The 24,754-nt window shown below is 61.8% G+C and carries 23 protein-coding genes; 10 read left to right on the top strand and 13 right to left on the bottom strand.

What is annotated here, in order from left to right:
- Positions 1-9: 9 nt before the first annotated feature.
- The 5 genes from AC1DM5_RS24740 to AC1DM5_RS24720 all read right to left on the bottom strand — a co-directional run bounded on the left by AC1DM5_RS24740 (position 10) and on the right by AC1DM5_RS24720 (position 4,691).
- Positions 10-1,503 carry an HAL/PAL/TAL family ammonia-lyase gene (locus AC1DM5_RS24740; protein ID WP_477820502.1) on the bottom strand — a complete coding sequence of 498 codons (1,494 nt, stop codon included), beginning with the start codon at positions 1,501-1,503 and terminating at the stop codon, positions 10-12.
- The gene (locus AC1DM5_RS24735; RefSeq protein WP_037108536.1) at positions 1,500-2,276 is read right to left on the bottom strand and encodes an ABC transporter ATP-binding protein; all 777 of its coding nucleotides are present in this window, start codon (positions 2,274-2,276) and stop codon (positions 1,500-1,502) included. Before AC1DM5_RS24735 ends, AC1DM5_RS24740 begins: the two co-directional genes overlap by 4 nt.
- A gap of 27 nt (positions 2,277-2,303) precedes the next feature.
- Positions 2,304-3,008 (bottom strand): ABC transporter permease, encoded by a 705-nt coding sequence (locus tag AC1DM5_RS24730; protein ID WP_477820503.1) that lies wholly within the window; start codon positions 3,006-3,008, stop codon positions 2,304-2,306.
- 10 nt (positions 3,009-3,018) lie between these two features.
- Entirely contained in the window at positions 3,019-3,744 is a 726-nt protein-coding gene (locus AC1DM5_RS24725) for an ABC transporter permease (protein WP_477820504.1), read from the bottom strand.
- Positions 3,745-3,848: 104 nt separating this feature from the next.
- A complete protein-coding gene (locus AC1DM5_RS24720; RefSeq protein WP_477820505.1) occupies positions 3,849-4,691 on the bottom strand; it encodes a transporter substrate-binding domain-containing protein in 843 nt (280 codons plus the stop codon).
- Positions 4,692-4,882: 191 nt separating this feature from the next.
- On the opposite strand from AC1DM5_RS24720, the gene hutC (AC1DM5_RS24715) reads away from it, so the two are divergent.
- On the top strand, positions 4,883-5,638 hold the full coding sequence (gene hutC, locus AC1DM5_RS24715; protein WP_477820506.1) for a histidine utilization repressor: 756 nt from the start codon (positions 4,883-4,885) through the stop codon (positions 5,636-5,638).
- 58 nt (positions 5,639-5,696) lie between these two features.
- Here hutC (AC1DM5_RS24715) and AC1DM5_RS24710 read toward each other — a convergent pair whose 3' ends face one another.
- Genes AC1DM5_RS24710 through hutI form a run of 5 tightly spaced genes read right to left on the bottom strand, consistent with a single transcriptional unit; the run spans position 5,697 to position 11,573 of the window.
- Positions 5,697-6,272 carry a HutD/Ves family protein gene (locus AC1DM5_RS24710; RefSeq protein ID WP_477820507.1) on the bottom strand — a complete coding sequence of 192 codons (576 nt, stop codon included), beginning with the start codon at positions 6,270-6,272 and terminating at the stop codon, positions 5,697-5,699.
- 3 nt (positions 6,273-6,275) lie between these two features.
- Positions 6,276-7,964 carry a urocanate hydratase gene (hutU, locus tag AC1DM5_RS24705; RefSeq protein WP_477820508.1) on the bottom strand — a complete coding sequence of 563 codons (1,689 nt, stop codon included), beginning with the start codon at positions 7,962-7,964 and terminating at the stop codon, positions 6,276-6,278.
- A gap of 15 nt (positions 7,965-7,979) precedes the next feature.
- Entirely contained in the window at positions 7,980-8,780 is an 801-nt protein-coding gene (gene hutG / locus AC1DM5_RS24700; protein ID WP_477820509.1) for an N-formylglutamate deformylase, read from the bottom strand.
- 1 nt (position 8,781) lies between these two features.
- Positions 8,782-10,317, bottom strand: coding sequence for a histidine ammonia-lyase (hutH, locus tag AC1DM5_RS24695; protein WP_477820510.1), 1,536 nt, complete (start codon positions 10,315-10,317; stop codon positions 8,782-8,784).
- Positions 10,314-11,573: an imidazolonepropionase gene (gene hutI, locus AC1DM5_RS24690; RefSeq protein ID WP_477975910.1), complete on the bottom strand. Its 1,260-nt coding sequence runs from the start codon at positions 11,571-11,573 to the stop codon at positions 10,314-10,316. Before hutI ends, hutH begins: the two co-directional genes overlap by 4 nt.
- A 123-nt stretch (positions 11,574-11,696) precedes the next feature.
- Here hutI and AC1DM5_RS24685 point away from each other — a divergent pair, with 123 nt between their 5' ends.
- The 4 genes from AC1DM5_RS24685 to AC1DM5_RS24670 all read left to right on the top strand — a co-directional run bounded on the left by AC1DM5_RS24685 (position 11,697) and on the right by AC1DM5_RS24670 (position 16,008).
- Positions 11,697-13,043 (top strand): formimidoylglutamate deiminase, encoded by a 1,347-nt coding sequence (locus AC1DM5_RS24685; protein ID WP_477820512.1) that lies wholly within the window; start codon positions 11,697-11,699, stop codon positions 13,041-13,043.
- Positions 13,044-13,100: 57 nt separating this feature from the next.
- The gene (gene hutC, locus AC1DM5_RS24680; protein WP_477820513.1) at positions 13,101-13,826 is read left to right on the top strand and encodes a histidine utilization repressor; all 726 of its coding nucleotides are present in this window, start codon (positions 13,101-13,103) and stop codon (positions 13,824-13,826) included.
- 13 nt (positions 13,827-13,839) lie between these two features.
- The gene (locus AC1DM5_RS24675) at positions 13,840-14,037 is read left to right on the top strand and encodes a hypothetical protein (protein ID WP_477820514.1); all 198 of its coding nucleotides are present in this window, start codon (positions 13,840-13,842) and stop codon (positions 14,035-14,037) included.
- Between the two features lie 351 nt (positions 14,038-14,388).
- Positions 14,389-16,008 (top strand): SulP family inorganic anion transporter, encoded by a 1,620-nt coding sequence (locus AC1DM5_RS24670; protein WP_477820515.1) that lies wholly within the window; start codon positions 14,389-14,391, stop codon positions 16,006-16,008.
- A gap of 101 nt (positions 16,009-16,109) precedes the next feature.
- Here the strand turns inward: AC1DM5_RS24670 and AC1DM5_RS24665 are convergent, their stop codons facing one another.
- Positions 16,110-16,466, bottom strand: a complete 357-nt coding sequence (locus AC1DM5_RS24665; RefSeq protein ID WP_477820516.1) for a hypothetical protein — start codon at positions 16,464-16,466, stop codon at positions 16,110-16,112.
- A 160-nt stretch (positions 16,467-16,626) separates the two neighbouring features.
- A complete protein-coding gene (locus AC1DM5_RS24660; protein ID WP_310380597.1) occupies positions 16,627-17,652 on the bottom strand; it encodes a LacI family DNA-binding transcriptional regulator in 1,026 nt (341 codons plus the stop codon).
- A gap of 272 nt (positions 17,653-17,924) precedes the next feature.
- Between AC1DM5_RS24660 and AC1DM5_RS24655 the strand changes: the two genes are divergently transcribed.
- From AC1DM5_RS24655 to AC1DM5_RS24635, 5 genes are all read left to right on the top strand, one after another.
- Positions 17,925-18,971, top strand: coding sequence for an ABC transporter substrate-binding protein (locus tag AC1DM5_RS24655; RefSeq protein WP_477820517.1), 1,047 nt, complete (start codon positions 17,925-17,927; stop codon positions 18,969-18,971).
- 68 nt (positions 18,972-19,039) lie between these two features.
- Positions 19,040-19,861 carry an ATP-binding cassette domain-containing protein gene (locus AC1DM5_RS24650; RefSeq protein ID WP_477975908.1) on the top strand — a complete coding sequence of 274 codons (822 nt, stop codon included), beginning with the start codon at positions 19,040-19,042 and terminating at the stop codon, positions 19,859-19,861.
- On the top strand, positions 19,858-21,117 hold the full coding sequence (locus AC1DM5_RS24645) for a sugar ABC transporter permease (RefSeq protein ID WP_310380606.1): 1,260 nt from the start codon (positions 19,858-19,860) through the stop codon (positions 21,115-21,117). Before AC1DM5_RS24650 ends, AC1DM5_RS24645 begins: the two co-directional genes overlap by 4 nt.
- Positions 21,118-21,141: 24 nt before the next feature.
- The gene (locus tag AC1DM5_RS24640) at positions 21,142-21,870 is read left to right on the top strand and encodes an SDR family oxidoreductase (protein WP_477820519.1); all 729 of its coding nucleotides are present in this window, start codon (positions 21,142-21,144) and stop codon (positions 21,868-21,870) included.
- A 165-nt stretch (positions 21,871-22,035) separates the two neighbouring features.
- Positions 22,036-23,670: an FGGY-family carbohydrate kinase gene (locus AC1DM5_RS24635; protein ID WP_477820520.1), complete on the top strand. Its 1,635-nt coding sequence runs from the start codon at positions 22,036-22,038 to the stop codon at positions 23,668-23,670.
- A gap of 27 nt (positions 23,671-23,697) precedes the next feature.
- Here the strand turns inward: AC1DM5_RS24635 and AC1DM5_RS24630 are convergent, their stop codons facing one another.
- Positions 23,698-24,594 carry a helix-turn-helix domain-containing protein gene (locus AC1DM5_RS24630; RefSeq protein ID WP_477820521.1) on the bottom strand — a complete coding sequence of 299 codons (897 nt, stop codon included), beginning with the start codon at positions 24,592-24,594 and terminating at the stop codon, positions 23,698-23,700.
- Positions 24,595-24,754 lie beyond the last annotated feature (160 nt).

The following is a 24,754-nucleotide window of genomic DNA, read 5'->3' as shown; positions in this document are numbered from 1 at the left end:
GAAGTCTCCTCAGGGAATTGCTGGTGCTGCGGCCTTACGGATCAGTCCGCGCAAGGCCTCGATGTCGCGCGAAAGCGGCCGGTCATCGGCATAGGCAGGCACGATCGTGCGAACGGCTTTGTAGATAGCATCCGTGCCCGTCGCCCTCGACGCGGTACCGACGAGGAATTCGTGGGCCTGCGCAGCCGCCATCAATTCGATCGCCAGGATGTATTCGGCATTATCGATCAGCGTGAGAAGCTTGTTGGCGGCGGCCGTCGGGTGCGCCAGGAAATCCTCCTGCAGGCCGGATGTGATACCGCCATCGGTGGAGGCCGGTGCGGCAAGTCGCCGGTTCTCGTTGGCAAGGGCTGCTGCCGTATATTGCGCGATCATGAGGCCGGAATTGCTGCCGGCGTCGCTTGCCAGGAATGGCGGCAGGCCGCTCACGAGCGGATTGACGAGGCGGTCCATGCGCCGTTCGCTCATGGCGGAAATCTGAGCGAGGGCCGTCGCAAGACTATCGGCAGCCTGTGCAAGGGCAGGGGCTACGGCATGTGCTTCGGAGGATATGATCGGCTCCTCGGGCGTGCCGGATACGGCGGGATTGTCGGTGACGGAGGCAAGTTCCTGATCGACGACGAGGGCCGAAATATCGAAGACATCGCGTGCAGCACCATGGGCATGCGGGATCGAACGCAGGCTGAGCGCGTCCTGCGTCCGTTTGCCTGTCGCAGCTGATATCAGCCCGCTGCCAGCAAGCCTGGCACGCAGCGAGGCGCCGACGCTGGCGATGCCCTTGGAGGGACGCAGTGCCAGAACAGCAGCATCGAAGGCCGCCATCTGGCAGCCGGCCGCTTCAAGCGTGAGTGCCGCGATCGCATCGGCCCAGTCGAGAAGCCGCTCGGCGCGCGCCAGGGCAACACTTGCAAGCCCGGTCGCGCAGGCTGTGCCGTTGACGAGGCTAAGCCCTTCCTTGGCACCGAGCACCAATGGTTCGAGGCCGATGGCGGCAAGCGCGTCGCGGCCGCTCATATGGCCGCCCTTAACGCTGGCGCTGCCTTCGCCGATCAGCACCAGCGCATTGTGGGCGTTATGGGTGAGGTAGCCCGCCGAACCCTTGGAGGGAACGTCAGGAATGCAGCCCTTTTCGAGAAAAGTGGCGAGATGGCGGAGGATCTCGGGACGCACGCCGGAATGCCCGTGGGCAAAATTGGCGATCTGCGCGGCGATGATGGCGCGCACCTCGCGCGGCGCCAGCAATTCGCCGACGCCAACCGCATGGCTAAGAATGATGTTGCGTGACAGTCTGCTCTGCGAGGCCCTGTCGACAACGGTATCAGAAAGCGCACCAACGCCGGTATTGATGCCATAGGCCCGCACGCCGGTCTCGACGATCCGCTCGACGATGCGGCTTGCATGCGTGACACGATCCCAGGCCGCTTGCGATAGGCCAAGCGCTTCCCCCTCGGCCACGCGCGCGATATCGCGCCAGCCGGCAACCCTGTCGATGGTGATGGTCATTGGCCGCTTCCGAAATGGCCGATGAACTGGCGGAAGGCCGGCGACGCGCCGCCGCCGAACATTTCGTTCGGCGTGCCGCTGCTCTCGACCAGCCCTTCGCGCATGAAGACGACGCGGTTCGACACATTGCGGGCAAAGCTCATTTCGTGGGTGACGACGAGCATGGTCATGCCCTCTTCGGCGAGCGCGCGCATGACGCGCAGCACTTCGCCGACCAGTTCCGGATCGAGCGCCGACGTCGGCTCGTCGAACAGCATGACCTTCGGCTTCATGGCAAGCGAACGGGCAATGGCCGCCCGCTGCTGCTGGCCGCCCGAAAGATGCGCCGGGTAGGCATGGCGCTTGTCGGCAATGCCGACCTTTTCGAGCAGTGCTTCGGCTTCGGCGATGCATTCGGCCCGCGGCCGCTTCAAGACATGGACCGGTCCTTCAATGACATTCTGCAGGATGGTCATATGAGACCACAGATTGAAGGACTGGAAGACCATGCCGAGTTCTGAGCGGATATGGTCGACCTGCTTCTGGCTCGCCGGCTTTGTCTTGCCGTTCTTGTGGATCATCTGGATGTGTTCGCCGTCGACCCAGATTTCGCCGTCGCTCGCCACTTCAAGAAGGTTGATACAGCGCAGGAAAGTGGATTTGCCGGAGCCAGACGCGCCGAGCAGCGAGATCACGTCGCCATCCTCGGCATCGAGCGATATGCCGCGCAGCACTTCATGGGTGCCGAAGCTCTTGCGAATATTGCGGACCGAAAGTCGGGTTACGCCGGGCATGGAAGCTCCAATCACGTTCAGTCGGGTTCAAGCCTTCAGCGCCGCCGGAATGGCGCGGCGATGTCGGGACAGCCAGTATTCCAGCAGGGACATGGCCTGCAGGATGATGAAGTTCAAAACGAGGTAGATGATGGCCGCACAGAGAAAGACTTCCATCGTGCGGTAGGTCTGCGAAATCAGCCGCTGTGCGACGCCCGTCACTTCCCAGACCGTCACGAGGCTTGCGAGTGCGGTCGATTTCATCATCAGCACGATCTCGGTCGAATAGGCCGGCAGCGCATGCCGGAAGGCGATCGGCGCCAGGATGCGGCGCACCATCAGGAAGCCGGACATGCCGATGGCGCGCGCTGCCTCGATTTCCTTCGGCGAGACGGCGCGAATGCCGCCGCGGAAGATCTCGGCCGAGTAGCCGGCAGTGCAGAGTGCGAGCGAGAGAACCGCGCAGACCATCGGCTCGCGCAGGAAGGGCCAGAGGAAAGAATAGCGGATGACGCCGAACTGGCCGAGCCCGTAAAAGACCAGGAACATCTGGATCAGGAGCGGCGAGCCGCGGAAGACGAAGATGTAGCCCTTGGCGAAGCCGGAGAGGATCGGATTGCCGCTGACGCGCATGGCGACGATGACGAGCGCCAGCAATCCGCCAAAGAAGACCGACAGGAAGAACAGGATCAGCGTCGTCGGCACGGCCTTCAAGAGCGTGACCATGGTGCTGAAGAGGAAGGCGATGTCCATCTGTTCCCCCCTATGCCTGACCCATGGCCGAAGCCGGCATGCTGCGATTGGCCTTGCGCTCGGCGCCGTTGAAGACGCGGTCGGACAGGCTGGTGAGGATCAGGTAGAGCGCGCCGCCGACGATATAGAAGAGGAAATATTGCCGGGTCGAACCCGCGGCGACCTGGCTCGAACGCATCAATTCGGCAAGGCCGGTTACCGAAATCAGCGCCGAGTCCTTCAGGCTGAGCTGCCAGACATTGCCGAGGCCGGGAATGGCAAGGCGCAGGACCTGGGGAATGATGATGCGGCGAAACCGCAGGCCGCGATGCATGCCGATTGCCGAAGCTGCCTCGAGCTCGCCCTTGGAAATGGCGTTGTAGGCGCCACGATAGACCTCCGCCTGATAGGCGCCGGAGATGATGCCGACGGCAAGCGCGCCGGCGGCAAAGGATGGCAGGCCGAGAAAGCCTTCATAACCCATGGACTGGCCGATCGCGGTAATGGCCGAAGAACCGCCGAAATAGATCAGATAGATGATCAGCAGTTCCGGAACACCGCGGAAGACGGTGGTGTAGATATGGCCGATCGTGACGAGCACGAAATTGCTGGAGAGCTTCGCGGCCGCGATGATCGCGCCGAGCACGGCACCGATTGCAAGTGCGGTGGCGGTCACGCAGAGCGTCAGCAATGTGCCGAGGAGGAGGAACGCTCCCCACCCGGTTGAGCCGAATCCAATCAGTTCGAGTATCGCCATGGGCCTTCCCAGCGCTGTCTTCGTCGTGATGACGGGCGGTCAGAATAGCACGTGGTCTCCGATCGCAAAGCGGAGACCACGGAACGCGGCTTTTGATCGAAAGCTTAGTTCTGCGGGCTGACGTCGACCTTGAACCACTTCATGGAGAGGTTCTTGACCGTGCCGTCGGCAAGTGCGGACTTGATCGCTTCGCTGAACTTGTCGCGCAGGTCCGTATCGGCCTTGCGGATGCCGAGGCCTTCGCCTTCGCCCCAGATGGAGCCGGCGACTTCCGGACCGGTAAAGGTCAGCGCGCCATTGGCGGCTTCAAAGGCATTGTTGAAATAGACGGCATCGTCGAAGCCGAGGTCGATGCGGCCGTTCTGGAGGTCGAGGTCGCGGTCAGCACCCGTCTTGTATTCGCGGATCTCGGCAATGCTACCGAAATTGTCATAGACGAACTTGGCGTAGACGGTTGCCGCCTGGATGCCGATCGTCTTGCCCTTGAAGGCTTCCTTGAGCGCGTCGATTTCCTTCACGCCGGTCTGGCCGGGCGTCATCTTGACGGTCGCACCGGTGCCGGCTGCATTGGCGAGCGGGCTGTCCTTGGCGGTGGCGAAGGCTGCCGGTGTTGCTGCATAAGGAACCGTGAAGTCGATGACCTGCTTGCGCTCGTCAGTGATCGACAGCGCATCCATGATGACGTCGAACTTGCCGGCATTCAGCGCCGGGATCATGCCGTCCCAGTCGGATGCGACCAGCGTGCATTCGATCTTGGCGCGTTCGCACAGGACCTTGGCAAGCTCCGGTTCGAAGCCGCCGAGCGAGCCGTCGGCATTGGTGAGGTTCCAGGGAGCGTAGGCGCCTTCGAGCGTGATGGTCGCCTTCGTCCAGTCCTTGGCAGAGGCAGGAGCCGCAAAGGCGGCTGCCGTCATCGCGCAGGAAAGAAGAATCGTGCTGAGCTTCATTGATGTGATCTCCTCTGAGATTGGACAGACCTTGCGGTATGAATGCCGATCTTCGCCGGCTTGCCCGTCCTGATCCTTTGTTTCATTTTTGGATCGGCAGGTTGTATAGGGTACCATATGAGATATTTTGTGATATGCAAGTGGAAAGTCGATTTAAAAGGCAGATTCCATTCATGCAAAGGGAATAGGCAATGAAGCGTTCCGGCGAGATGAAGCGCGAACTGGCGGAAAATGACGGCGGCCCGCTTTATGCCGGTGTCAAGCAGGTCATTCTCGACCGGATCCGTAGCGGCGAATGGCCCCCGCGACACCGCGTGCCCTCCGAAAACGAGCTGGTGGTGGAGCTCGGCGTCAGCAAGATGACCGCCAACCGGGCGCTCCGGGAACTGGCGAACGAAGGCGAACTCCTCCGCATCCAGGGCGTCGGTTCCTTCGTTGCGGAACGCAAGGGCTATTCGGCGCTCTTCGAGGTGCGCAATATCGCCGACGAGATCACCGAGCGCGGCCATGTCCACGAGGCGACAGTCATCGTTCTGGCCGAGGAGCCGGCCTCTCCGGAGGTTGCCGATGCGCTGGAGCTTGAGATCGGTGCGCCGGTTTTCCACTCGCTGATCGTCCACAACGAAAATGGCGTGCCCGTGCAGATCGAGGACCGCTTCGTCAATCCGGGGGCCGTGCCCGACTATCTGGCGCAGGACTTTTCGACGCTGACGCCGAATGCCTATCTGACGGCGGCGGCACCGCTCAGCGCATCGGAGCATATCGTCGAGGCGGTGGTGCCGCGCGCCTGGGAATGCAAGCTGCTGACAATCTTGCAGAATGAGCCGTGCCTTGCCATCCGCCGACGCACCTGGTCGGCCCGCCAGGTGGTCTCGACGGCGCGCCTCGTCTATCCCGGACATCGCTACAGGCTGGAAACGCGCAGCGGCAAGATCTTCGAGGAATAGGCTAGTTGTATATGGAACTTGCCCCGAAAAAGCGATTTCCCTAGCCCATTCCATGATTTTACGCCTCCTCGATCGAGATGGCGTAGCAGCGCGCCTGGCCGGAAAGATCGAGCCTGCCGCCATCGCTCTCTTCAAGCAGCATTGCATCGCCGGCGTCGAGTTCGATGCTCTGCGCACCCGTTCGCGCCGCCAGAGCTCCATTGGCGCAAAAGAGCAGGAAAATCCCTTTCGCAAACGCCAGGCTCTTCTTGCCATCGATGAAATGCCGCGCGACTGCGTGCCTCACGGTACCCCGCCTGGTCATCACGTTCAGGTCGGTGATTGTGCCATCCGGTAGCGTTGCCGAGACGGCGATATCGGCAGCAAAGGCGAGGGGTTCGCTCTCCTGCGTCAGGAGCACCTGCTCATGCCCCTCGATGAAGAGCCGCATACCGTTGCCTTCCAGGATCGACAGCGTGCGGTCGATCCCGGGAAAGACGGAGAAGGGCCCATCGGAGGCAACGGTTGCCGTGCTGACCCGCCAATCGAAATCGGCAAGTCCCGCGCTCAGCGGCGAAATGGCAATTTCCACCGTTTCGCCGCCGCCATTCTTCCACGGCATACGCTTGTGATCGGCAGCGCGCAGGACCCTCATGGCTCAGTTTCCGAGGATGCCGGGCAGGCGCAGGCCCTTTTCCTTGGCGCAATCGATGGCGATGTCATAGCCGGCATCGGCATGGCGCATGACGCCGGTCGCCGGATCGTTCCAGAGAACATTTCCGAGGCGGCGGGCCGCATCGTCAGTGCCGTCGGCGCAAATGACCATGCCGGAATGCTGCGAGAAGCCCATGCCGACGCCGCCGCCATGATGCAGCGAGACCCAGGTGGCGCCGGAGGCGGTGTTGAGCAGGGCATTCAGGAGCGGCCAGTCGGAGACGGCATCCGAGCCGTCCTTCATGGCTTCCGTCTCGCGGTTCGGCGAGGCGACGGAACCGGAATCGAGGTGGTCGCGGCCGATGACGACGGGCGCCTTCAGCTCGCCATTCTTGACCATCTCGTTGAAGGCAAGGCCGAGGCGGTGGCGGTCGCCGAGGCCGACCCAGCAGATGCGTGCCGGCAGGCCCTGGAAGGCAATGCGCTCGCGCGCCATGTCGAGCCAGTTGTGCAGGTGCTTGTTGTCGGGCAGCAGCTCCTTCACCTTGGCGTCGGTCCTGTAGATATCTTCGGGATCGCCCGACAGGGCGGCCCAGCGGAACGGACCGATGCCGCGGCAGAAGAGCGGGCGGATATAGGCCGGCACGAAGCCCGGGAAGGCGAAGGCGTTTTCCAGGCCCTCGTCCTTGGCGACCTGGCGAATGTTGTTGCCGTAATCGAGTGTCGGAACACCGGCATCCCAGAAGGCGACCATCGCCTCCACGTGCGCCTTCATCGAGGCGCGGGCAGCGACTTCGACCGCTTTCGGATCGCTCTCGCGCTTGGCCTTGGCTTCGGCGACGGTCCAGCCGACCGGAAGGTAGCCGTTGCGGGGGTCATGCGCCGAAGTCTGGTCGGTGACGATATCGGGGCGCGGGCCGCCGGCCTTCATGCGACGAACGAGTTCCGGGAAGATTTCGGCGGCATTGCCGACAAGGCCGACCGACTTTGCTTCGCCCGCCTTGGTCCAGCGTTCGATCTTTTCCAGCGCCTCATCCAGCGTATGGGCCTTTTCGTCGACATAACGGGTGCGCAGGCGGAAATCGATGCGGGTCTCGTCGCATTCGACGGCCAGGCAGCAGGCGCCGGCCATGACGGCGGCGAGAGGCTGGGCGCCGCCCATGCCGCCGAGGCCGCCGGTCAGGATCCACTTGCCCGTGAGATTGCCGTCATAGTGCTGGCGGCCGGCTTCCACGAAGGTCTCGTAGGTGCCCTGCACGATGCCCTGCGTACCAATATAGATCCACGAGCCGGCCGTCATCTGGCCGTACATGGCAAGGCCCTTCTTGTCGAGCTCGTTGAAATGGTCCCAGGTCGCCCAGTGCGGCACGAGGTTGGAATTGGCAATCAGCACGCGCGGCGCATCCTTGTGGGTGCGGAAGACGCCGACCGGCTTGCCGGACTGAACCAGCAGCGTCTCGTCCTCGTTGAGCGTCTTCAGCGTTGCAGTGATGCGATCGAAATCGTCCCAGGTGCGGGCTGCACGGCCAATGCCGCCATAGACGACGAGCTCATGCGGATTTTCTGCGACGTCAGGGTCGAGATTGTTCATGAGCATGCGCAGCGGCGCTTCGGTCATCCAGCTCTTGGCGTTCAGCTGATCGCCGCGCGGCGCACGGATTTCGCGGATATTGTGGCGCGGGTTTACGGTCATGATGATGTTCCCTTTCTAGCGTTTCAGACCAAGCGCGATCTCTTCGATCCGCGTCAGAATGGATTTGAGATGGATGCGCAGATTGTCGGCCTCCTCGCCGTCATAGGCGAAGGGTGGCGCTTCGGTTGCAAGATGCGTGGATTGTGCGAGCTCCATCTGGATGGCATGGACGCCGGTTTCCGGCTTGCCGTAATGGCGCGTCGTCCAGCCGCCCTTGAAGCGGCCGTTCAGGATGCTGTCATAGCCTGCCGCAGCCGACGCAATGGCGATGGTCGCCTGCTCGATCGCCGGATCGCAGGTCTTGCCCATATCGGTGCCGATATTGAAATCCGGCAGCTTGCCCTCGAAGAGGAAGGGAATGTGCGAGCGGATGGAGTGGCAGTCGTAGAGAACGGCGACGCCATGAATGGATTTGACCCGTTCGATCTCGGCTGCAAGGGCGCGATGGTAGGGCGCATGAAAATCGCGCAGCCGGACGGCGATATCGGCCTCGGTCGGCGTGGGCCCATCCTTCCAGATTGCCTTGCCGTCGAAATCCGTCTCCGGGATCAGCCCGGTCGTGTTCTGGCCGGGATAGAGGCTGGTGCCCGAGGGATCGCGGTTGGCATCGATCACGTAGCGATGGAACGTCGCGCGCACCGTGGTCGGATTGTCGAGCAAGCCGTCGTAGAGCTGGTGGATGTGCCAGTCGGTATCGGCAAGCAGCCGGCCATTCTCATCAAGGCGTTCCCATATATCGGCCGGAACCTCGGTACCCGTATGAGGAAAGCCGAGGATGACGGGGGAAGTGCCTTGCTTGACCTCGAAAACAGACATGTCAAACCTCCAGAGCGGGCAGGACACCGCTTGAAACGGATGCGTTGAGACCGCCGCTCGCAATGAGCACCGTCGCCGCCTTCAGATCGTTCGCCATGTAGCGATCTTCCTCCAGCGACGGCACAACAGCGCGGATAGCGGCGATCGCTTTCTTGAGCTCGGGGCTGGTCGCAAGCGGTGCGCGAAGCTCCACCCCTTGTGCTGCGGTGAGCGCCTCGATGCCGATGATCGCAAAGAGATTTTCGGTCATCGGCAGAAGCCTGCGTGCGCCGTGGCAGGCCATGGACACATGGTCTTCCTGGTTGGCCGAGGTCGGTGTCGAATCGACGGAGGCCGGGTGCGACATCTGTTTGTTTTCGCTCATCAACGCGGCGGATGTGACTTCGGCGATCATCAGGCCGGAATTGAGCCCCGGCTTCTTGGCGAGGAAGGCCGGCAGACCGTAGGAAAGAGCGGGATCGACGAGCAGCGCGATGCGGCGCTGGGCGATCGCCCCGATCTCGCAGACGGCAAGCGCGATCTGGTCGGCGGCAAAGGCAACGGGTTCGGCATGGAAATTGCCGCCGGAGACGACGGAATTATCCGACAGGACCAGCGGATTGTCGGTCACCGCATTGGCTTCGATCTCGAGCGTGCCGGCAACCGAGCGCAGGAGATCGAGGCAGGCGCCGTCGACCTGCGGCTGGCAGCGGATGCAATAGGGATCCTGCACACGCTCGTCGCCCTCGATATGGCTCTGGCGGATCGGTGAGTTTTCGAGCAGGGCGCGTAGGCCCGCTGCCGTATCGATCTGACCGCGATGGCCGCGGAGCGTATGGATATCGGGATGGAATGGTGCGGACGAGCCCATGGCCGCATCCGTCGACATGGCGCCGGTAATCAGCGCCGATTGCGCCGCCCGGTGCGCACGGAAGAGGCCGGCAAGCGCAAGGGCCGTCGAGGTCTGCGTGCCGTTGATGAGCGCCAGGCCTTCTTTGGCTGCCAGCACGACGGGTTGCAGCCCGGCTTTGACAAGCGCCGTTGCACCATGCAGCCTCTCGCCACCGAAGAACGCCTCGCCGTGGCCCATCATCACGGCGCTCATATGGGCAAGCGGTGCAAGATCGCCGGAGGCGCCGACCGAGCCCTTTTCCGGGATGACCGGAATGACGCCGCGCGCCATCATCGCTTCGATCAGCCGCACAATGTCGAGCCGCACGCCGGAGGCACCACGGCCGAGCGAAACGAGCTTCAGCGCCATGATGAGACGCACGACATTTTCCGGCAGCGGCTCGCCGACGCCGCAGCAATGGGAAAGGATGAGATTGCGCTGGAGTGTGGCGACATCGGCGCTGTCGATCTTGATCGAGGCAAGTTTACCGAAGCCGGTATTGATGCCGTAAACCGGCGCATTGCCGGCAGCGATCTCGGCAATACGTTTCGCCGCCTTGAGGATCCTCGCATCAAAGGAGGGATCGAGTTTTGCCGGAACGCCGGTCCAATAGATGGTGGCGAGATCCTGAAGTGAAACGGAACCCGGATGGAGAGTGATGGTCATCGGTCGATCCTCTCGCCCTTGAAAATGTGCGCATAAAGCGGGTTGAAGCCGATGCGATAGACGAGCTCGGCCGGGCTCTCGATATTCCAGACCGCCAGATCGGCGGACTTGCCGGCTTCGAGCGTCCCTGTTTCGGCAAGCAGGCCGAGCGCGCGTGCGCCCTCGCGGGTTGCCCCGGCAATGCATTCTTCCACGGTCAACCCGAACAGGGTCGCCGACATGTTCATGGTGAGCAGCATGGACGTGAGCGGCGAGGTGCCGGGATTGCAGTCCGTGGCGATTGCGATATGCACGCCGGTCTGGCGCAAGGCCTGAACCGGTGGCTTCTGCTTTTCGTTGATCGCGTAGAAGGCGCCCGGAAGCAGCACGGCAACCGTGCCGGCCGCAGCCATTGCCCGCGCGCCGTCCTCATCCAGATATTCCAGATGATCGGCCGAAAGCGCACCGTAGGAGGCTGCTAGTTTTGCGCCGCCGAGATTGGAAAGCTGCTCGGCATGGAGCTTGACGGGAATACCGAGCGAACGGGCCTTGTCGAAGACTCGGCCAATCTCGTCGACCGAGAAGGCGATGCCTTCGCAGAAGCCGTCGACGGCATCGACGAGGCCTTCCGCATGCGCCCGTTCCAGTCCAGGCAGGACCACTTCATTAATATAATCCTGGTTACGTCCCCTGTATTCGACAGGTGTTGCATGAGCACCGAGATAGGAGGTGACGACCCGCACGGGTCGGACATTTGCAAGCGCGCGAGCAGCGCGCAGCATCTTCAGCTCCGCCTCGATGTTGAGGCCATAGCCGGATTTGATCTCGATGGTGGTGACACCCTCGCAGAGCAGCGTATCGAGCCGCGGCAGTGCGGCCTCGACCAGGCCCTCGACGGACAGTGCATTGGTTGCCTTTACCGAGGAGACGATGCCGCCGCCGGCGCGCGCAATCTCTTCATAGGTGGCGCCTTCAAGGCGCATCTCGAATTCTCGCGCCCGATTGCCGCCATAGACGATATGCGTGTGGCAGTCGACGAGGCCCGGCGTGACCCAGCGGCCTTCAAGATCCGTGATCTCGGCCGTCTCGATCAGGGCGGACGGCAATTCGCCTTCCGGCCCGGCAAACAGGATACGGCCGCCTTCGCAAACGATGGCGCCTTTGTCGATAATGCCGAGGCCCGTCAGATCCTCCCGCAGCGTCGCCAGGCGCGCGTTGCGCCAAAGCGAACGGGCGGCGGAGCCGCGACCCGATCTGGAAAATTTGTTCCCACTCATCAGCTTTACGCCTTTCTTTATGGATTAATATGTATATACATAATAGCGATGGTGACAAGTGGAAATTTATGGCCCTGTGCACAAAGGCAAGCGGTGGGCCAATAAGAAAGAAGGGGAGCAATCATGACGAAACTTCATGGAACGACTGCCTTGCTGGCCGAAGGCTGGCGCAAGAATGTGCGCCTGACGCTCGAAAACGGCCGGATTGCCGCAATCGAGACGGATGTCGTGCCTGGTGCCGATGACGAGCGCCATGCCACCCTTTTGCCGGCTATGCCGAACCTCCACAGTCATGCCTTTCAGCGGGCGATGGCGGGGCTTGCCGAAGTGCGCGGTCCGGCCAATGACAGCTTCTGGAGCTGGCGCACCGTCATGTATAAGTTCGCCCTGTCGATGACGCCTGACCATGTCGAGGCGGTGGCAGCCAAGCTCTATATGGAAATGCTGGAAGGCGGCTTTAGCCGCGTCGGTGAGTTCCACTATCTGCATCACGACAAGGACGGCAGCCCCTATGCCAATATCGCCGAAATGGCCGAACGCATTGGCGCGGCGAGTGCGGAGACGGGCATCGGATTGACACTGCTTCCGGTTCTCTACGCCCATTCCGGCTTCGGCGGCGCCGCACCCATCGAGGGACAGCGCCGCTTCATCAACTCCGCTGACAGTTTTGCGCAGCTGATGGACGGCTGCCGAAAGGTTACGGGCCGGCTGCCCGGCGCCGAGATCGGTGTTGCGCCGCACAGCCTGCGCGCCGTCACGCCGGAGGAACTGTCAGTCGCCATCGGGCTTGCCGGCGACGGGCCCATCCACATTCACGTCGCCGAACAGGTCAAGGAAGTCGAGGATTGCCTGGCCTGGTCCGGCGCAAGGCCTGTCCAATGGCTGCTCGAGAATACGCCGGTCGATCAGCGCTGGTGCCTCATCCACGCAACCCACATGACCGATGACGAAACGCGCCAGATGGCAAGGAGCGGCGCCATTGCCGGCCTTTGCCCTATCACCGAAGCCAATCTCGGCGATGGGACATTTTCGGCGCCCCTGTTCCTGTCGGAAGGCGGGCGCTTCGGCATCGGTTCCGATTCCAACATTCTGATTTCCATCGCCGAGGAACTTCGTCAGCTCGAATATTCCGAGCGTCTGGCGCTGCGTGCCCGCAATGTCATCGCGTCGACGGGCGGCTCCACGGGCCAGGCCCTCTTCGAACAGGCACTTGCTGGCGGTGGTGCGGCACTGAAGGCGCCGGCGGGTCTTGTCACAGGCAACCATGCCGACATCATATCGCTCGAGACCAATGCCGTTTCCTACCTCTCCGAGGACCAGCTTCTCGATCACTGGATTTTTGCCGGTGGTGTGTCGGTCGACTGCGTCTGGTCGCTCGGCCGCAAGCAGGTCGAAAACGGCCGCCATCTGCGGCGCGACCTGATTGACCGCCGCTTCATCGACGCGATGAACGAGCTGTTGGCGGCATGACGACCTTTCCTCGGCGCTTCCCAGGCGTTACAGCGGAGGAAGAGCCGGAGCGTGATGATGAATGAACCCAAGGAAACGACCTTACACCAGCGTATCCTCACGGATATCGAAGGTCGCATCGTCTCGGGCGAATGGCCGCCGGGTTACCGCATTCCGTTCGAAATAGAGCTGACGAAGCAATACGACTGCTCGCGTATGACGGTGAACAAGGCTCTGACCCAGCTGGTGAAAGCCGGTCTCATCGAGCGCCGCAAGAAATCCGGCAGCTTCGTCATCCAGCCGCAGGCGCAGTCCGCAGTGCTCGAGATCCACGATATCAAGGCGGAGGTCCAGTCCCTCAATCTCGCCTATTCCTACAAGGTCGCAAAGCGTATCCGCAGGAAGGCACAGGCGCAGGACCGCCAGATGCTGGACCTGCAGCAAAATTCCAGCCTCGTCGAAATCATCTGCACCCACTACGCTGGGACGCAACCGTTTTGCCTGGAAAAGCGGTTGATCAATCTTCAAACCGTGCCAGAGGCAGCCGGCGAGGCGTTTGAGCAGACGGCACCCGGCCCCTGGCTCTTGAGCCAGGTTCCCTGGAGTGCTGCCGAGCACAAGATCTTCGCAATCGGCGTCGATGAGGAGGAGGGAGCCATGCTTTCCATCCCGGCGTCAACCGCATGCCTCGTCGTCGAACGACGCACCTGGAACAAGTCAGGGCCGGTCACGCATGTGCGCTTCGTCTATCCCGGCAATCGCCACGCCCTTTATGCCCGCTTCACGCCGGAGGCGGTGAAATAGGCTTGATTCCCAAATGAAAAAGCGCCCGGTCACCTCGTATGACCGGACGCCTGTTGCTGCCGCCGCACTGGGTCGGCGGCTTCCCATAGAAAGCGATTTTCCCGCCGTCAACATCCCCAAAACACGGGTATTGCGAAAGTCCACACTTACCTTAAATCATTGGACGCTCACGGATTATTGCCCGCATTTCCTGGAAGCAGGCGAGCAATGATTTTGCCTTTGCAGTGGAAACCGGCCCGCTTTCATCGACGATATCGAGGACGCCAATTGCGGCGATGTGGACGGCTGGCGGAGCCGAGCGCGCAGCCTCTTTGACGTTGCGCGCCATAGATCCGTTGGAAGCATCGGAACCCGTGCCCGTCCATGGAGCACGCGAGACAGCTCAGTCGATGTTTAGTTATGGCGCGATCAGCGTTGAAAATGGGCGCGATGTCCAGGAAAGCGCAAATGGGCCGCGGCGCAGCTGATAATTTTTTAGTCGTGAAACCAGATGCTTGTGGACCATTCGATAATGCAGGAGGATAGCGGCTGGCCTGAGTAAGAAGGATCTTATCCCACAGCCATGAAATGGAACTGGCGTGATGCTGTCGCCGGCCTTTCGGTCGCCGGTCTTCTGCTCCCGGAAGCGATTGCCTACTCCTCAATCGCGGGGTTGACGCCTCGCCATGCGGTTACCGCAACAATCGCTGGATGTACGGCCTATTTCTTCATTGGCCGTTGCCGTTTCGCGGTTGTTTCACCGACATCGTCCTCTGCCGCGATCCTCGCGGCAATGCTCATGTCCATGGACGTGCCCGCGTCACAGAAGGCGCTATTTGCAGCTGTTGTCGTCGCGCTTGCAGGTCTTGTCTTCCTGATTGCCTCGGCGATGGGGCTTGGATACTTGGCTGGCGTAATATCCAGACCTGTCCTGCGGGGCTTCGCCTTCGGTACCGCCCTTCTGATCACGATCAAGCAGTTGCCGACCATTTTTGGCTTGAGCAATGCTGATATCCAACCTTGGGAAATCCTCCGTTCCGCTCTGGCGCGGTTTCACGAATGGAACCTCATCAGCCTCGGGCTCGCGCTATTCGCATTCGTCTGCCTTCTCGCCATGCGCCGTTACCGCGAGATTCCGGGCAGTCTGTTTGTGACTCTGGGGGCTGCGGCGGTTTCTTTCCAGTTCAATCTCGAGGGTCTGGGCGTGCCGGTCGTCGGGCCTGTCAGCCTCGCGATCGGTTGGGACGCTTTCGCCGCGCCCGATTTGCATGGTGTCGAGCATATTGCTCGCTACACCCTGCCTCTCGTGCTGATTGTCTTTGCCGAGTCCTGGGGCACTGTACGAAGCCTATCGCTGCTTCATGGTGAAGTCGTGGACGCAAACCGCGAATTGCGCGCAATCGGGGTGGCCAATATTGCAAGCGCTCTTGTCCAGGGCATGCCGGTCGGGGCCGGCTTCTCGGCAGGGTCCGCCAGCGAAGCGGCGGGATCGCAGAGCAGGCTCTCGTCTTTGCTCGCCGCAGCTTTCCTCGCTGCTTTCTGCCTTTTCGGTGTGAAACTCCTCGCTTATATTCCCCAAACGGTACTCGCCGCCGTGATCGTGAGCGTACTCCTACACTCGCTCGATCCATCTCCGGTCATGCATATTCTGCGTGTCGGTCGCGACCGGTTTCTTCTCACCTTTGCTGCCTGTGGCGTGCTTCTGTTCGGTGTCCTGAATGGCATGCTAATCGCGGTTGCGCTTTCATTCGTCCTGTTTTTGAAGCGACTTACGGTCGCGAGGGTGATTACACTCGGCAGACTTCGCCAGACACGGGATTTTGTCGACGTGGAACGCCATGCCGACGCCACCGAGATCGCCGGCATTGGCATATTCAGGCCAGCTCAGCCCCTCTTTTTCGCCAACGCCGAATTGGTATTGTCGGAAATCGCGACACATGCGCTTTCCAATAGAAGCACGCTTTCCGTCATCGTCAGTCTGGAAGAAAGCGTCGATCTCGACAGTACCGGCTTCGATGCTCTCGTCGAATTCGACACGTTGCTGCACAAGGCCGGCAAGCGCGTCTATTATGCCCGCGTGCATGACTGGATCAGGGATCTGATGGAATCGGCCGGCGAAGCGGAGTTGGCAAGCCGGTGCAATTTCAGTGTCGACGATGCCGTCACACAGGCTGTGGCAGACGCCGCGAGTCCGACGGAATGAAGCCGGCATTGCCGGGCAGAACAGCGAGCGCCGCGGACGTCATGCGCATCCGGCGACGAAGTTCTCCGATACGACCTCGCCAAAAGCCGTTCTTGTCGCCATTATTGCCAATGACTATTTTTGTGTGGACAAAGGCTCTGGTGGGAATTCATGGCGTCGACGTTGTCATCGATCTCGTTGACCGGGTTCATGGCTTGAGAGAACGGTTGCGGCTGCTTATGGAGGCCGTGAAGCAGCAGGATGCGGATATCCAGCAAGTCTGATGAAGAGCATGCGAGACGGGGATTAAAAGGTTTGCGCGCCCGGATTCGCGAAAGGACAGCGTCAAGGGCTGTGCAGGCAGCCTCGTAGCCATTGTCGATGTTGCAGACGATTATGCCGGGGGCGCAGCCTGTGAGCATCGCATTGAGTGCCGTGCGTCCGGCTTCCGAGGCACCGCATCCGACGGAGGTCTGCACCGCAATCAGTGCGCCCGGAACCAGGCCGCCGAGAACGCTGGGAATCCGGCGTTCACACCCGCGACGGCGATCACGACGGGATGGGCGCGGATTTCTTCGATCCGCTCATCCGCCGCCAGAGACCAGGAATCGGCAGATCAACTGGGTCCGCACCGGACGCTTACGCTTCCTGCGCTTCCGGAATTAGGGGCGGCACCTGGATGACGACAGGTTTGTTCGCTCCGGATTCGATGAGCTCGAACACCTTGTTCAGCATGCCCGGCACGTCCTGACGCACCATTTCGATGCCGTTTCCAAGCAGGGTGACGAAGGGGTCCCAGTCGAAACAACCGAGCACCAGACTGCGATCGTCGAGATGGCCGGAGCGGCGGATCCAGCGCATGACGCCTTCGAGCGAGATTGTCGAGTTGACGAACATGCCCTTGGGCAGTGCATTGCCGCCAAGCGCGCGCTCGTCCAACGCCTTTTCAGCCTTTTCCGGCGCATAGCCGCAGGCAAGGATATTTTCCTCATGCACGGCAACGCCGAGGTCGGCATGTGCCTCGCGAAAGCCGCGGATACGCTCGGCGGTGTTGTGGTCGCTGCCGCGGCCACCGATGAAGAGCAGCGGCTCCATCTTGCCGAGCCGTTGCTCGCTGTTTTTCAGGATGCGACGCGTCAGCTCGCGTGCGCCGGCGAAATTGTCCGAGATGACGGAGGGGGCAAGCGCGCCGGGCAGGTCGAGATTGAGGCTGCGCACGCCGGCAGCCGCACACATTTCGGTAATGCGGTCGGGGTCCGTGGCACCCGTCGCGATCAGGCATTCGACCTGATAGGAGAGCATGGTGCGCGCTGCCTCGACCTCCAGCTGAGGGTCGCGGCGCGTGCAGGTGATGATCGGGAAAAGGCCGCGCGCACGCGCCATGTCCTCGAAGAGTTCGACGATCGAGCCGAAATATCGGTTGTCGTATTTCGGCACGATCATGCCGATGATGTGGGATTTTTCGCGCCTCAGCAGGCTTGCCTGCATGTTCAGCGCATAACCCTGTTCCTCGGCGATCCGCATGATCTTTTCGGCAAGCTGGCTGCTGATCCTGCGCTTCTTCCAGTTGCCGTTGAGCACGGCGCTGACGGCGCTGGCGGATGTGCCGGCAAGCTCCGCCAGATCGTAAATCGTCGTCCTCTTCGTCTGTTTCACCTGATTCAAAATGTCTTCTCCGTTTGACGGTAACTTGACATCAATTGGAGGAAGTGGCAATTCTTGCTTCATCGATTGAGCAAGGTTGCGCAATCGATGATACAGGCCGGTCAGCAGACCGGTGCAGGGAGGTATTTCTAAGAAGCTGCGGAGAGGTTGTCCTTTTGCAGGGGCGCTTCGCTCGTCGTTTTCATGCCCGCGAAGGCGGCGGCGAGCGGGCGAACCGTGGTGACTTCCAGCAATGCCTGGGCCTGTCTTTCGATCACACCAAGGAGGAGAAAATGAATTATCGCAATTTGCTTATGGCCTCGGCGACCGTTTTCATCGGTTTTGCCGGCATGGCCTCGGCTCAGGAAGCGGCGACCGTCGCGTTCCTGATGCCCGACCAGGCATCCACGCGCTATGAGCAGCACGACTTCCCGGGCTTCAAGGCCGAGATGGAGAAGCTGTGCCCGAAGTGCACGGTGATCTATCAGAACGCCAATGCCGATGCCTCGCTGCAGCAGCAGCAGTTCAACTCGGTCATCGCCCAGGGCGCCAAGGTTGTCGTTCTTGACCCTGTCGATTCCGCCGCTGCCGCCGGCCTCGTCGAAATCGCCCAGTCCCAGGACGTCAAGGTCATCGCCTATGACCGCCCGATCCCGGACAAGCCGGCCGATTATTACGTCTCCTTCGACAATGAAGGCATCGGCTATGCGATCGCCAAGTCGCTCGTCGAGCATCTTAAGGCTTCAGGCGTTGCCGATGGCGCAGGTGTGCTCGAGATCAACGGCTCGCCGACCGATGCGGCCGCAGGCCTCATCCGCGACGGCATCCACCGCGGCCTGAAGGAATCCGCCTACAAGACGCTTGCCGAATATGACACGCCGGAATGGGCGCCGCCGAAGGCGCAGGAATGGGCTGCCGGCCAGATCACCCGCTTCGGGGCCGATATCAAGGGCGTGGTTGCCGCCAATGACGGCACGGCAGGCGGCGCGATTGCCGCCTTCAAGGCCGCAGGCGTGAAGCCGGTTCCGCCGGTCACCGGCAATGACGCGACGATCGCAGCCCTTCAGCTGATCATTTCCGGCGACCAGTACAACACGATTTCGAAGCCATCTGAAATCGTCGCGGCAGCCGCTGCCAATGTGGCGGTGCAGATGATCAAGGGTGAGAAGCCGCAGGCCAAGACGACGCTCTACAATACGCCGTCTCAGCTGTTCATCCCCGCCGTCGTGACGGCAAAGAACATCAAGGCCGAAATCTTCGACAAGAAGATCCAGACGCCCGAGCAGATTTGCACCGGTGAATATGCCGAAGGCTGCAAGAAGCTTGGCATTACCAACTAAACGCGTTTGAGTGAGCTCCGGCCGCGCTTGTCGCGGCCGGATGCCCCTATGGCAAGAAGGGCTGCCCCATGACTAGGGACGTGAAGGATATGCCGGAGAAGGGTCAGACGATCCTCCGGTTGAGCAATATTTCCAAGAATTTCGGCGCGGTGTCGGCGCTGACCGACATCGATCTCGAAGTGAGTGCCGGCGAGGTCGTGGCGCTGGTCGGCGATAACGGCGCCGGCAAGTCGACGCTGATCAAGGTTCTTGCCGGCGTGCATCAGCCGTCGTCGGGGACGATCGAATTCTGCGGCCGCAATGTCACGCTCGATAGTCCCGGCAAGGCGCTGGAACTCGGCATTGCAACCGTCTTCCAGGACTTGGCGCTCTGCGAGAATCTCGACGTCGTCGCCAATCTCTTCCTTGGCCATGAAATGTCTCCCTGGAGCCTCGACGAGGTTGCCATGGAGGTGCGTGCCTGGACGTTGCTCAGAGAACTTGCCGCCCCTATCCCCTCGGTGCGCGAGCCGATCGCCTCGCTTTCCGGCGGCCAACGCCAGACGGTTGCCATCGCCCGCTCGCTGCTGCTCGATCCGAAGATCATCATGCTCGACGAGCCGACGGCGGCTCTCGGTGTCGCCCAGACCGCGGAAGTGCTGAACCTGATCGAACGTGTGCGCGAGCGCGGCCTCGGCGTCATCATCATCAGCCACAATATGGAAGACGTGCGCGCTGTGGCAGACCGCATCGTCGTGCTGCGCCTCGGTCGCAACAATGGCGTCTTCACGCCCGATTCGTCCAACCAGGAACTCGTCGCCGCCATCACCGGTGCCACCGAAAACGCCGTCTCCCGGCGGATCGAGCGCAAGACCGGTGCTGCACACGAAACCAGCGGGAGGCCCGCATGAGCCAGAAGATGTCCGATACAGTCAGCCAGCCGGCTGCCCTTGATCGCAGCGACGAACGCGTCCGCCACGACGACAACATCATGGGTATGGTCAAGGCCTTCTTCGACCGCGTACGCTCGGGCGATCTCGGCATGCTGCCGGTCTTCGTCGGCCTGATCGTCATCTCCACGGTCTTCTCGCTGCTCAATCCGGTGTTTCTGGCGCCAAACAACCTTGTCAACCTGCTGTTTGACTGTGCCACCGTCGGCGTCATCTCGCTCGGCATCGTCTGCGTGCTGATGCTCGGCGAAATCGACCTTTCGGTCGGCTCGATGAGCGGGCTTTCCTCCGCCATCCTCGGCGTGCTCTGGGTCAATATGGGCTGGCCGATCCCGCTCGCGATCCTGGTTGCGATCGTCGCCGGCATCGTCGTTGGCGCGCTGTATGCGGTGCTCTACAACAGGCTCGGCATGCCGAGCTTCGTTGCGACCCTTGCCGGTCTGCTGGCCCTCCTCGGCATGCAGCTCTATATCCTGGGGCCGACCGGCAGCATCAACCTTCCCTATGCCTCGCCGCTCGTGCGCTTCGGCCAGATTCTCGTCATGCCAGACTGGCTGTCCTATGTTCTGGCTCTCTTGCCGGGCGTGGTCCTCGTCGTCAACGAGATGCGCAAGCGCCGCCAGCGGCAGGCTTCGAACCTCTCCTCCCCACCGGTCGGGGCGCTTGCGGTCAAGGCCATCATTCTCACCGCCGCGTTGGAATTTGCCGTCTATTATCTCAATCTCGGCCGTGGCGTGCCGTGGATGTTCGGCCTTTTCGTCGCAATCGCCGTCATCCTGAACTATGCGCTGACGCGCACCAAATGGGGACGCTCGATGTTTGCCGTCGGCGGCAATCGCGAGGCGGCTCGCCGCGCCGGCATCAACGTGCGCCGCATCTATCTCAGCGCCTTCGTGCTCTGCTCGACGCTTGCCACCATCGGCGGCATTCTCTCGGCCTCGCGTCTTGCCTCCTCCAGCCAGCAGGCTGGCACGGGCGACGTGAACCTCAATGCCATTGCGGCAGCAGTCATCGGCGGCACCAGCCTGTTCGGTGGCCGTGGCAGCGCCTATTCGGCTCTCCTCGGCATCATCGTCATCCAGGCGATTTCCAATGGGCTTACGCTGCTCAATCTCAGTTCGTCGCTGCGCTACATGATCACTGGTGCCGTTCTCGCCATCGCCGTCATCGTCGATTCGCTCGCTCGCCGGTCCCGTGTCAGCCATGGCCGCGCCTGACCCGCATTCTCAAGGAGTATTTGCATGACTGATCTCATGAAGGGCAAGGTTGCCGCCATCACCGGTGCAGCATCGGGTATCGGGCTGGAATGCGCCCGCACCCTGCTTGCCGAAGGTGCAACCGTTGTTCTCATCGATCGTGCCAAGGACAGGCTCGAGGCCCTCTGCAAGGAGATCGGGGAGGGCGCCCTGCCGCTTGTCGTCGATCTTCTCGATGGCCCGCAGGTCTCCGGCATGCTGCCGCGCATTCTGGAATTGGCCGGCCGGCTCGATATCTTCCACGCCAATGCCGGCGCCTATATTGGCGGCCCTGTCGCCGACGGTGATCCGGATGCCTGGGACCGCATGCTGAACCTCAACATCAACGCGGCCTTCCGCTCGGTCCATGCGGTGCTGCCGCATATGATCGCTCAGAAGTCCGGGGATATCCTGTTTACGAGTTCGATCGCCGGCGTCGTGCCCGTCGTCTGGGAGCCGATCTATACCGCCTCGAAATTTGCCGTTCAGGCCTTCGTCCACTCCACGCGCCGTCAGGTCGCACAATATGGCGTGCGCGTCGGCGCCGTGCTGCCCGGACCGGTCGTTACCGCGCTCCTGGATGACTGGCCGAAGGCCAAGATGGAAGAGGCGCTGGCCAATGGCAGCCTGATGCAGCCGAAGGAGGTGGCCGATGCCGTGCTCTTCATGCTGTCACGGCCGCGCAACGTCACTGTCCGCGATCTGGTGATCCTGCCGAACAGCGTCGACCTTTGAGGTTGACAGGTCCGGTTGCGGATTGCTCTAGAGCAATTCCAGCAAGAATGCGTAGCGGTCTTGCGTCCGCAATTGCATGAAAACAAAGAGATAGAGCGTTTCCGCGATTCGGGGAAAGATGGAAATGCTCTGGAACCCTGATACTGCCGATTTGAACGAGAGATCATGAGCGACACTTCACACACGCCATCAGCGGGTGCCAAACATGTCATCGGCGTCGATGTCGGCACCGGCAGCGCCCGCGCCGGCCTCTTCGACCTCGATGGCCAGATGCTTGCATCCGCCAAGCGGGATATCACGCTGTTTCATGAAGCCGGCTCCATCGTCGAGCAGTCGAGTACGGAAATCTGGACGGCCGTCTGCGCTTGCGTGCGCGAGGTCGTGGCCGCAAGCGGTATCGATCCGACTTCGGTCGCTGGCCTGGGGTTTGACGCCACCTGTTCGCTCGTCGTGCTCGGTGAGGCTGGCCGGCCGCTGCCCGTCGGTCCCTCGGAAGACCCGAACCGGGATATCATCGTCTGGATGGACCATCGCGCCGTCCCGCAGGCGGAGCGTATCAACGCGCTCGGCCATGAGGTGCTGCGCTATGTCGGTGGTCGCATCTCACCCGAGATGGAAACGCCGAAGCTGCTCTGGCTGAGGGAAAGGCGGCCGCAGGTCTTCGATGCCGCCTGGCAATTCTTCGATCTGGCGGATTTCCTGACATGGCGGGCGACCGGCGATCTCGCGCGTTCCACCTGTACCGTCACCTGCAAATGGACCTATCTCGCCCATGAGAAGCGCTGGGATGCGACCTACTTTCATGAGATCGGCCTCGGCGCATTGGCCGACGAAGGTTTTGCCCGCATCGGCCAGTCGATCGTCGAGCCCGGTTCGCCGCTCGGTCAGGGCCTGACAGCAGCGGCCGCCGGTGAACTCGGCCTCGTTCCGGGAACTGCTGTCGCCGCAGGGCTGATCGATGCCCATGCTGGCGGCATCGGAACGGTTGGTATCGGCGCCGGTCCGCAGGCCAATCTCGGCTACGTCTTCGGCACGTCGTCCTGCACCATGACATCAACCGTCGAACCGGCCTTCGTGCCGGGCGTCTGGGGTCCCTATTATTCTGCCATGGTGCCAGGCATGTGGTTGAACGAGGGTGGCCAGAGTGCTGCGGGTGCGGCGATCGATCAGCTGCTGTCATTCCATCCCGCCGCCAGCGAGGCAAAGCAATTGTCGAAGCGCAACGGCGTTCCGCTGCCGGTCCTTCTGGCCGACATGGCTGCGCAAAGGGCGGGGCGCTCTTCGAATGCCGTCAAACTCGTCGCAGGCTTGCATGTCGTTCCCGAATTCCTCGGCAATCGCGCACCCTTCGCCGATCCGCATGCCCGCGCCGTCATGGCCGGTCTCGACATGGAGAGAGGTCTCGACAGTCTGGTCTCGCTCTATGTCGCAGGCCTCTGCGGCATCGGCTATGGCCTGAGACAAATCATCGACACGCAGGCCGATGCCGGCGTCACCATCGACAACATCGTCATCAGCGGGGGTGCTGGCCAGCATGATTTCGTCCGTCAGATGCTTGCCGATGCGAGCGGCAAGCCGGTAGTCGCGACGAAGGCCGAGGAACCGGTGCTGCTGGGTGCTGCGATCCTCGGCGCCGTCGCCGGCGGGCTGTTTAGCGATATGCGTGAAGCAATGACGAAACTCTCTGCCGCCCAAGAGACCTACAAGCCGGCGCAAGGTGCGATCGCTGATCTTCACGCGAAGCGTTACGAGGGCTTCAAGCAGCTCCAGGTGCTGACGCGTGAGTTGCGGAAGTTCTGAACGGCCGTCGCCTCAATCGCGAGTGCCTCACGGCCACGCGGCAAAGGATGGGGCGAGGCCTTTCTGCGACTGTGCGGCGATCTTGCGCCGGTAGGCGCCGGGCGGTTCGCCGACGCGGCTCTTGAAGAAGCGGCTAAAATAGCCCGGATCGCGAAAACCGAGCCCGAAGCCGATCTGCTCGACGGATTGCTCCGATTGCCCAAGCCGCAGCTTTGCTTCGGCGATCAGCCTTTCATGGATCAGTTCCATCGGGCTTCGTCCGGTGCCGGAAATGCAGGCCCGATGCAGGTGGTCATAGGTGATGCCCATGGCGCGGGCGATATCGGTGATCGCTGGCTGTTCGCGGAAACGCAATTCGACGATCTGCCTGAACCGCTGCAAGGTGGTCGCCCCGGTGCCTGACGTCTTCGTCGGCGCCGATGCCCCTGAGGCCCGCCATATCAGCAGGAGCAGCACGGAAAAATAGGCGCCGACAAGCGCTGTCCCACCGGGTCGGTGGTCCCGTGCCTCCTGCGTGATGACCTCGAAGGCGCGGCCGATATCGCCAGCATGTCCCGCCAGATTTTCGTTTTGGGCCACGACAACGCGTTCGATCATGTCGTGCAATTGCACGGCGGCCGGGCTATCTCCAACCGTTCTGCGGACAAAGTCATCGGCTGCCGAGAGCATCGCCCCCTCACTGCCGGCGGCAAGAACGAAAGCCCCCGAAATCCGTCGCGGCAGCCAAAGTGCGGCAGGTGCCGAAAGCGTAAGCCCCACCTGTCCATCGATGGACAGGCTCGCTCTGCCCTGTGAGACGAAAAAGGCCTGGTAGAAGGGACGGCTGCCGTGAGCGTCAAGGCTCCAGGTCTGGCTGCCGAGGCCGGCGGAAATCATCGATGCAGTGACCGACAAGGCCGGCATATCGAGCAACTTTTCCGCCATCTTGGACTCCGGGCGCATAACCGGCCGGGCAATCACATGCCAAGCGAGAACCTGAAAAATATGCGGAAAAGTACAATAAACTGCCAGGAAAATCCATTCATTTCGCCGATGGATTGGTTCCTACTGGATCCTGAGGAGCGCCTGAATTCGGGCGATATGG

The sequence above is a fragment of the Rhizobium sp. 01T437 genome (assembly GCF_056398505.1).
The sequence above is the reverse complement of the archived record's forward strand: the minus strand, read 5'-3'. Positions and strand labels throughout refer to the sequence as shown.